Below are 8,283 nucleotides of genomic sequence, written 5' to 3'. Positions count from 1 at the left end.
GTTTTAATACGAGAGAAACCGCAAGTTAGAGATAGCTTGCGGTTTTTTTTATTTTGCGAAAGTAATGAAACAGAAGAAGAAAAGAAGAGAAGAATGAGGCTGACAAGCGGTCGGATTGCGGGGGAATTTTGCAAATGTTGGGGGTTACGCCAATAGGATAGCATGTGGTTACTGAATTTATGGTTTATTTAGTAAAGAAGAAAGATTAGATAAAGAAAAGAGCGAGAAGATGAATCTTTCGCTCTTTTTCTCTATAAATGGTATGAAAGATTATGCTAGTTTTTCTAAAAATGCCGGTAAATTTTGAGCGCCAACTTGTTGAGCGACGACTTCACCGTTTTTCACAATGGCTAAGAACGGGATGCTGCGTACACCGAATTGTGCTGGAATTTGTTGATTCTCGTCTACATTCATTTTAACAATTCGAGCTTTATCACCCAGTTGAGCGGCCAAATCATCCAATACAGGACCGATTGCACGGCAAGGGCCGCACCATGGTGCCCAAAAGTCTAATAATACCGGTACATCCGATTTTAAAACGTCTTGTGCAAATGTTGCATCCGTTGTGTGAATCACTGTACTCATAAATTTCTCCTATTTTAAATGAAAAAAGAAAACGCCTCACACCGGGAGGCGTTAAGATGAACACAAGATAGGGATAAATCGATAAAATATCAAGTAAGATTTTGTCGATTAAAGTAATTACTCTTTCGTGTTACTCGTTTTATCTTCAGGTAGCACTAAGTTTAATATCAAGGCCAATAGTGAGCCGACAGTAATACCTGAACCAAAAATCTCTTTGACGAAGCTTGGTAGTTTATCGAGTAATTCAGGGCGTGTGGTGACAGCCAAGCCGCATCCGATTGAAATCGCAATGATCAAACCGTTACGTTTGCTGCGTTCTATTTTATCCAACATTTGGATACCTGCGGCAATAATCATGGCAAACATCATTAAGCCTGCGCCGCCTAAAACCGGCATCGGAATCGATACAATTAAAGCTCCAAACACAGGGAATATGCCGGCAAGAACAAGTAAAACGCCCATAACGGTGACGACATAACGGCTAGCTACACCGGTTAAAGAGATTACGCCGATATTTTGTGAAAATGATGAAAATGGTGTGGTGGACATAATTGCCGCAAGAGCAGAACCTAGCCCATCACATAATACACCACCGCGTAAGTGTTTACCGGTAATTTCGGTTTGCGTCGCATTACCTAGCGCTAAGAAATTACCGCTGGATTCTACAATAGTGACAAGGTAAGCAATGCTCATTCCAATGATACCGGCAAGCGGGAAGCTCAAGCCAAAGTGAAGCGGTTGAGGTACTGCAACGATATCGGCATTTCGGACGCTATCAAAGTTGATCCAGCCAAGCGTTAAAGCGACTACATAGCCAACCATAATTCCAATCACGATTGCCGCAGCAGAGAAAATACCTTTTCCCCATTGCACTAAGCCTACCACCACAATTAAAACGAAGGTTGCCATGGCAAGGTTGGCCGGATCCGCATAATGGGCATCGCCACGTTGGCCGCCGGCAAACCAATCCACCGCAACAGGGACAAGGCTTAAACCAATCATCATCACGACTACGCCGGTGACAATCGGAGGAAATAATTTACGTACATAAGGCATAAAAAAACTGCCGATAATCATCACAAGCGAGCCGACTAATGAAGAGCCTAAAATGCCTGCAACACCGTGCTCAAAACCAATGGCAATGGCGGCGGCAACGAAAGTAAAACTTGTACCCATTACACTCGGTAAACGTAGACCGATCGGTCCGACACCTTGACATTGAATAATGGTGACCACGCCTGAAATCAGTAATGCAGCGTTAACCAATACAATCGTATCTTCCGTCGGTAATTTTAATACGGCTCCTAAAACCAGCGGAACGGCAATGATACCGCCAAGTGCGGCTAACAGATGTTGTGCGGCGAGTAAAAGCGTTAAGCCAAAAGGCGGTTTGGAATCAACAGGATAGAGTAGTTTTTGCATATATGAAACAGAGAATGAAATAAAAGAGGACGGATTATACGGGATTTTAGTAGTTAAGCAAACGATTGCTTTGGTGAGGTGAACTGTAAATTTTTAAAGATCGGTATATCAATGACTTGAAATTAAAGAATTTATCAACATATCGTGTAGCTCGTTAACTATGATTTTTTATATGATGAAAACGTTTTTTAAAAAATATCTCTTCCTTCCAATTGTGATTGTGAGTGCAGCCGCCTATTGGCTTTATCCGGATTCTTACCCGATTTATCAAGAGAGTGATCACTATTCGGCTCAACAACAGCAATTTTTTAATATTGTTCCCGATGGGGAGATGGATAAAAGTAAATTGTACGGCAATTTATGGGAAATGATTGTAGATGGAGAAAAATTTGCTCCTGCGTTACCATTACCTGTTGAAAAACCGGATTTTTCAGCCTTTCTTACACCGAGCGAGCAAATGAAATTTATTTGGTTCGGGCACAGTTCATTATTAGTCAGAAGCGGTGCTCAGACGATTTTTATCGATCCGGTTTTTGCAGAATATGCTTCTCCGATTCCGATCATGGCGAAACGTTTTCAGCCTCCCCCTGCGGGCATAGATGAATTGCCGCCGGTAGACGTTATTATCTATAGCCATAATCATTATGATCATTTAGATGAAGAGGTAGTGCGTCATTATGTTTTGCAAAAAACACGCTTTATCGTACCGCTTGGAATGAGGGTATTGTTGCAAAAATGGGGCGTAACTCAAGATCGTATTCAAGAGCTGGACTGGTGGCAATCGGTGAAATTGGCGGATGTTGAAGTGTTTGCCGTTCCGGCAAGGCATAATACGGCGAGGGGATTGTTTGATCGCAATAAAACATTATGGGCGGGTTATGTGCTTAAAAGTGCGACGGAACAAATTTATTATTCCGGCGATACTTCTTGGGGAGACGGTTCCCAATTTAAACAAATCGCACAACGGTTTGGCTATTTTGATCTTGTGTTAGTTGAAAACGGTCAGTATAACCCGGTATGGATAGATAACCATTTATTACCTCAGCAAACCGCCGATGCGGTTAGTCTTTTGAATGCCAAGAGATTTATGCCGGTGCACTGGGGAGCATATCCGTTGGCGCTTCACCCGTGGGATGAACCTGTGAAAGAGAGTCTCCCTTTGGTAAAACAGCGAGGTATCGGTGTTGTGACTCCGCTTTTGGGGCAAGTTTTTGATAAAGAGACGAAAACAACGTCTTGGTGGTTAGATGTTAAATAATTTTTACATTCAACCTAGCCAAAAGCAGTTCAAATCGGTACAATCCGAAGCTTACATTTTTCAAAATGTACAGTGATTTTTCTTTGGAGAGAATTATGTCGTGGAATGAATCAGGCAATCAGCAAGATCCTTGGGGAAAACCGGGGCAGAAAAAGCCTGAACAAGAACAACAAGGCTCCGGTCAGCAGCCTGAACAAGAATCTAAACATAAACAATCAGAGCAACAACCGCCTGATTTAGAAGAAGTATTTAATAATCTGCTGAAAAAAATGGGCGGGGGAAACGGGAATGGTTCAAATCATAATCATGGTGGTTCTTCGTTCTCGGCATTAGGTAAATTTTTACCGATGATTTTAGGGCTGGGTGCCGTCGTTTGGGGGGCTTCCGGTTTTTATACCATCCAAGAAGCGGAACGTGGCGTGGTTACCCGTTTCGGGAAATTAAACGAGATTGTACTACCGGGTTTAAACTGGAAACCCACTTTTATTGATCAGGTCACGCCGGTAAATATTGAGCGTGTGATGGAGTTAAAAACCAACGGTTCCATGCTGACGCAAGATGAAAATATGGTGTTGGTTGAAATGACCGTACAATATCGTATTGAAGATCCGGCGAAGTATCTTTTTAGTGTCAGCAGTCCGGACGATAGCTTAAAACAGGCGACGGACAGCGCATTACGTTATGTAATCGGTCACATGACGATGGATGATATTTTAACCACCGGACGTGCGGTTGTACGTGAAAGAACGTGGAGTACATTACGTGATATTATTAAAACGTATAACATGGGATTGTTAGTGACCGACGTTAACTTCCAATATGCCCGCCCGCCGGAAGAAGTTAAAGCCGCATTTGACGATGCCATTAAAGCGCAGGAAGATGAACAACGTTTGATTCGTGAAGCGGAAGCCTATGCGCGCGGTCAAGAACCGATTGCCCGCGGTCAGGCACAACGGATTTTAGAGCAAGCAAACGCTTATAAAGAGCAGGTTGTGCTAAATGCCAAAGGGGAAGTGGAGCGTTTCACTAAACTACTGCCGGAATATAAAGCGGCGCCGGACGTAACCCGTGAACGTTTATATATCCAATCCATGGAAAAAGTGATGAAGAATACCCCGAAACTCATGGTGGACGGTGAAAACGGCAATAATTTAACCGTATTACCGATAGATAAACTGATGGCAAAACCGACACCGTCTGCGGCACCTGAAAAAGCTGAACCGCCGCAGGTTCAATCGGTGCCCTCCGTACCATCAACATCGCCAGCACCGGTACAACCACAACCGGAATCAGTTCGTAAAGGGAGATTTTAATCATGCGTAGATTTTTATTACCCGTATTGGCGGTATTGGCGTTTGTCGTGTACCAATCGGTCATCGTTGTGCAAGAAGGTCAGCGCGGCATTATGTTGCGTTTTAATAAAGTTCAGCGTGATGCGGATAACAAAGTCAAAGTGTATGAGCCGGGGCTGCACTTCAAAGTGCCCGTTATCGATCAGCTTAAAACCTTGGATGCCCGTATTCAAACGCTCGACGGTCAAGAAGATCGCTTTGTAACGGTAGAGAAAAAAGATTTGCTTGTTGACTCTTATGTGAAATGGAAAATCAGCGATTTCGGCAAATTCTACACCGCAACCGGGGGCGATTACCAAAAAGCGGCGGATCTGTTACGTCGTAAGGTTAATGACCGTTTACGTTCGGAAATCGGTTCCCGTACGATTAAGGATATTGTTTCCGGTTCGCGCGGTGAATTGATGGCAGGTGCCCAAAAAGCATTGAGTGACGGTGAAGACGGTTCGGAAAAACTGGGTATTGAAGTGGTTGATGTACGAGTGAAACAAATCAATTTACCGAATGAAGTGTCTTCGTCGATCTATCAGCGTATGCAGGCCGAACGTGCGGCGGTTGCCCGTGAACATCGTTCTCAAGGGGAAGAAAAAGCGGAATTTATCCGAGCGGATGTGGATAGAAAAGTGATTCTGATTTTGGCGAATGCAAATAAAACCGCGGAAGCACTGAAAGGGGACGGCGATGCGGAAGCCGCTCGAATTTATGCGGAAGCATTCAGCAAAGAGCCTGAATTTTATCGTTTCGTGCGTAGTTTAAAAGCCTATGAAGAAAGCTTTGCCGAAGGTTCAAATAATATGATGTTACTGAAACCGGACAGCGAGTTCTTCCGCTTTATGAAAGCACCGACAAAATAACTGTATCTGTAAGACCCGAATCCTTCGGGTCTTTTTTATGTATTATTCATGAATATGGATTAAACAAGCGGTCACTTTTGCATAATATTTTGCAAAATGATCTGCGTTAGCCTAACTAACTCGAGGGTTTTTTTATATGGGTAAAAGTGTTGCAATTCTCGGCGCTCAATGGGGTGACGAAGGGAAAGGTAAAATCGTTGATCTGTTAACGGATCGTGTGAAATACGTAGTGCGCTATCAGGGCGGGCATAATGCCGGTCATACCTTGATTATTAACGGTGAAAAAACCGTGTTACGCTTAATTCCGTCAGGGATTTTACGTGAAAACGTGACCTGCTTAATCGGTAACGGCGTCGTGCTTTCACCATCCGCTTTAATGCAAGAAATGGGCGAATTGGAATCTCGTGGAATTAATGTGCGCGATCGCTTAAAAATTTCCGAAGCGTGTCCGTTAATTTTACCGTATCACGTTGTGATGGATCATGCCCGTGAAGCTGCGTTAGGCAAAAACAAAATCGGTACGACAGGGCGTGGTATCGGTCCGGCTTATGAGGATAAAGTGGCTCGTCGCGGTTTGCGTGTCAGCGATTTGTTTAATCGTGAAAGCTTTGCCGAAAAGCTGAAAACAATTCTTGAATACTATAATTTCCAGCTTGTTCACTATTATAAAGTCGAGCCTGTCGATTACCAAAAAACGTTAGACGACGTATTTGCCGTAGCGGATATTATCACCGGTATGGTTGCCGACATCACGACGCTCTTGCATAAAGCCCGAGCCAATGGCGACAACATTTTATTTGAAGGCGCTCAGGGGACCATGTTAGACATTGACCATGGTACTTATCCGTTTGTCACCAGTTCCAATACGACTGCAGGCGGTGTAGCGACCGGTTCGGGTTTCGGTCCGCGTAACCTTGATTATGTTCTCGGTATCATTAAAGCGTATTGTACCCGTGTCGGCTCAGGTCCGTTTACTACGGAACTGTTCGATGACATCGGCGCAGAAATTGCCCGCAAAGGAAATGAGTTCGGTGCGGTCACCGGTCGTCCGCGCCGTTGTGGTTGGTTTGACGCCGTTGCCGTGCGTCGCGCGATCCAAATCAATTCGATTTCCGGTTTCTGTATGACCAAATTAGACGTATTGGACGGTTTTGACGAATTAAAAATCTGTGTGGCGTATAAATTGCCGAATGGTGACATTGTCGAATATTCACCGCTTGCCGCAGCGGATTGGGAAGGCGTCGAACCGATCTATGAAACGTTACCGGGTTGGAAAGAAAATACCTTCCGCGTCACGAAGTTAGAAGACTTACCGCAAAATGCAATCAACTATATCAAACGCATTGAACAAGTATTAGGTGTGCCGGTCGATATCCTTTCAACCGGTCCGGATCGGGTTGAAACGATGATTCTGCGTGATCCGTTTGCCGCATAACCCGTCATATCCCCTGTATATAGGGGGTATTTTTATATGCAAAATGTTATTCAGATCTGACCACTTGTCAGTATTAAAAGGTTCTTACCTGTAGTGAAATCGGGTAGAATAGATAAGCTTTTTTAATCTAAACAATAAACTCAGAGGAAAAAGAATGAAAAGAGTTGTAATTACCGGTTTAGGCATCATTTCAAGTATCGGCAATAATAATAAGGAAGAAGTTTTAGCCTCGTTACGTGAAGGGAAATCCGGTATTGAATTTGTTCCTAGCTTTGCGGAAGCAGGGATGCGCAGCCAAGTTGCGGGAACAATCAAATTAAATCCGGCAGAGTTAATTGACCGTAAAATTTTCCGTTTTATGGGCGATGCGGCAGCGTATGCGTATCTTTCAATGAAAGAAGCGATTGAAGATTCAGGTTTAACGGAAGAACACATTTCTCATGAACGTACCGGCTTGGTTATCGGTGCGGGTACCGGTTCGGCGCGTTGGCAAGTTGCCGCCTGCGATGCGGTTCGTAGCCCTCGCGGCGTAAAAGCAGTCGGACCTTATGCGGTAACAAAAACCATGGCGTCAAGCGTATCGGCATGTTTGGCAACCCCGTTTAAAATTCGTGGCGTGAACTATTCAATCAGTTCGGCTTGTGCAACTTCCGCACACTGTATCGGTCATGCGATGGAACTCATCCAATTGGGTAAACAGGATATTGTTTTTGCCGGTGGGGCGGAAGAGTTGTGTTGGGAAGGCGCAACGCAGTTTGATGCGATGGGTGCCGTTTCAAGCAAATACAATGATACGCCGACCAAAGCTTCTCGTGCTTACGATGCAAACCGTGACGGTTTCGTCATTTCAGGCGGTGGTGCTGTTGTAGTAGTGGAAGAATTAGAACATGCATTAGCCCGTGGTGCGAAAATCTATGCGGAAATCGTCGGGTACGGTGCGACTTCCGACGGTTATGATATGGTGGCGCCAAGCGGTGAAGGTGCGGAGCGTTGTATGAAGCAGGCGATGGCAACGGTGGACGGTGACATCGAATACATCAACGTACACGGTACCTCAACGCCGGTCGGTGATGTGAAAGAGCTCGGCGCAATCAGAAACGTCTTTGCGGGTAAAACACCGGCAATTTCATCAACCAAATCCATGACCGGTCACTCGCTCGGTGCAGCCGGCGCACACGAAGCCATTTATTCGCTTATCATGTTGGACAATGATTTTATTGCACCAAGCATTAATATCGAAACATTGGATGAACAAGCGGAAGGCATGAATATTGTCACTGAGCGTCAAGACAAAGCCTTAACGACCGTGATGTCTAACAGTTTCGGTTTTGGCGGAACCAATGCGTGCTTAGTATTCCAAAAATATAAAGGTTAATCGGT

At 44.5% G+C, this 8,283-nt stretch carries 7 protein-coding genes; 5 read left to right on the top strand and 2 right to left on the bottom strand.

The genetic code is table 11. The features are described 5' to 3' along the window. Nucleotides 1-270: 270 nt before the first annotated feature. Both trxA and ACEYKX_RS06910 read right to left on the bottom strand, forming a co-directional pair. Nucleotides 271-585 (bottom strand): thioredoxin, encoded by a 315-nt coding sequence (gene trxA / locus ACEYKX_RS06915; RefSeq protein WP_373767243.1) that lies wholly within the window; start codon nt 583-585, stop codon nt 271-273. Between the two features lie 117 nt (nt 586-702). Next, nucleotides 703-2,007, bottom strand: a complete 1,305-nt coding sequence (locus tag ACEYKX_RS06910) for a nucleobase:cation symporter-2 family protein (protein WP_373767244.1) — start codon at nt 2,005-2,007, stop codon at nt 703-705. A gap of 172 nt (nt 2,008-2,179) precedes the next feature. Between ACEYKX_RS06910 and ACEYKX_RS06905 the strand changes: the two genes are divergently transcribed. The 5 genes from ACEYKX_RS06905 (at nt 2,180) to fabB (ending at nt 8,278) form a co-directional block, all read left to right on the top strand. Further along, nucleotides 2,180-3,265, top strand: a complete 1,086-nt coding sequence (locus tag ACEYKX_RS06905; protein WP_373767245.1) for an MBL fold metallo-hydrolase — start codon at nt 2,180-2,182, stop codon at nt 3,263-3,265. A 95-nt stretch (nt 3,266-3,360) separates the two neighbouring features. Then, nucleotides 3,361-4,578, top strand: a complete 1,218-nt coding sequence (gene hflK / locus ACEYKX_RS06900) for an FtsH protease activity modulator HflK (protein WP_373767246.1) — start codon at nt 3,361-3,363, stop codon at nt 4,576-4,578. 2 nt (nt 4,579-4,580) lie between these two features. Then, nucleotides 4,581-5,468: a protease modulator HflC gene (hflC, locus tag ACEYKX_RS06895; protein WP_373767247.1), complete on the top strand. Its 888-nt coding sequence runs from the start codon at nt 4,581-4,583 to the stop codon at nt 5,466-5,468. 136 nt (nt 5,469-5,604) lie between these two features. Further along, the gene (gene purA, locus ACEYKX_RS06890; protein WP_373767248.1) at nt 5,605-6,903 is read left to right on the top strand and encodes an adenylosuccinate synthase; all 1,299 of its coding nucleotides are present in this window, start codon (nt 5,605-5,607) and stop codon (nt 6,901-6,903) included. A gap of 154 nt (nt 6,904-7,057) precedes the next feature. Further along, nucleotides 7,058-8,278: a beta-ketoacyl-ACP synthase I gene (gene fabB / locus ACEYKX_RS06885; protein ID WP_373780670.1), complete on the top strand. Its 1,221-nt coding sequence runs from the start codon at nt 7,058-7,060 to the stop codon at nt 8,276-8,278. Nucleotides 8,279-8,283 lie beyond the last annotated feature (5 nt).

Source organism: Glaesserella sp. (assembly GCF_041817755.1).
Taxonomy (GTDB): Bacteria; Pseudomonadota; Gammaproteobacteria; order Enterobacterales; family Pasteurellaceae; genus Glaesserella.
The sequence above is the reverse complement of the archived record's forward strand: the minus strand, read 5'-3'. Positions and strand labels throughout refer to the sequence as shown.